At 68.8% G+C, this 877-nt stretch carries 1 protein-coding gene; it reads left to right on the top strand.

Going from position 1 to position 877, the window contains the following annotated elements; translation table 11 throughout:
* Positions 1–877: Mce/MlaD family protein (locus H5411_RS46580; protein WP_183128037.1), on the top strand; the 877-nt coding region annotated here is incomplete at both ends.

Here is an 877-nt window from a genome sequence, read left to right as displayed (position 1 = left end):
AGTACAAGGTGTACGACAACGCACGCACGGTGCTGCGCCCGAAGAGCCCGCTCAACGAGATGTACGTCGAAATCGACCCCGGCGGGCCGCCGGGGAAGGAAATCCCGCAGGACGGGACGCTCCCGGCGAGCCACTCGCAGCGGCCGATCCAGGTCGACGAGGTGCTCGGGCACCTGGACGACAACACGCTGAACGCACTGACGTCCTTGGTCAACGAGTCCGACGCGGCCCTGGCCCACGCACCGCAGTCGCTCGCGAGCGGCCTCTCGGCGACCGACCAGGTCGCGACCGACCTCAAGCCAGTCGTGACGGCGCTGCAGACCCGCAAGGACACACTGGCGAAGCTGGTGACCGCACTCGCCCAGATCTCCAAGTCCGTCGGCGGGAACGACGCGCGGCTGTCGTCACTGGCCAAGAGCCTGCAGGAGACGCTCGGAGCCGCCGGCGCGCAGAGTGGCCCGCTCAACGCGTCGCTTGCGCAGCTGCCCGACCTCACCCGTCAGCTCGACGAGGCGACGAGCAGCGTGGTCGGGCTGAGCGACCAGCTCGATCCGACACTGGAAAACCTGCGCAAGGCCTCGGGTGAGCTGCCCGATTCCCTGTCGAAGCTGACGAAAGCCGTGGACCAGGCCGGCAACACAGTGGACCAGGCGGCCCCGGTCGTGGCGAAGGCCAAGCCCGTCGTCGACGACCTGCGCCCGCTCGTCGGCGACCTCAACGGGACGCTGCCGGACCTGCACGAGATCACCGGCCGGCTCAACCCGATCACGGCGGCCGTCCTGCCGTACCTGAACGACCTCTCGGCCTTCGTCTACCAGACGAATTCCCTGACCAGCCTGCACGACGCCAACGGAGGGATCCTGCGCGGCCTGCTCGA

Origin of the sequence: Amycolatopsis echigonensis (genome assembly GCF_014174495.1) — a bacterium.
Classification (GTDB): Bacteria; Actinomycetota; Actinomycetes; order Mycobacteriales; family Pseudonocardiaceae; genus Amycolatopsis; species Amycolatopsis echigonensis.
Note: the sequence above shows the minus strand (reverse complement) of the source record. Positions and strands in the feature narration are given on the sequence as shown.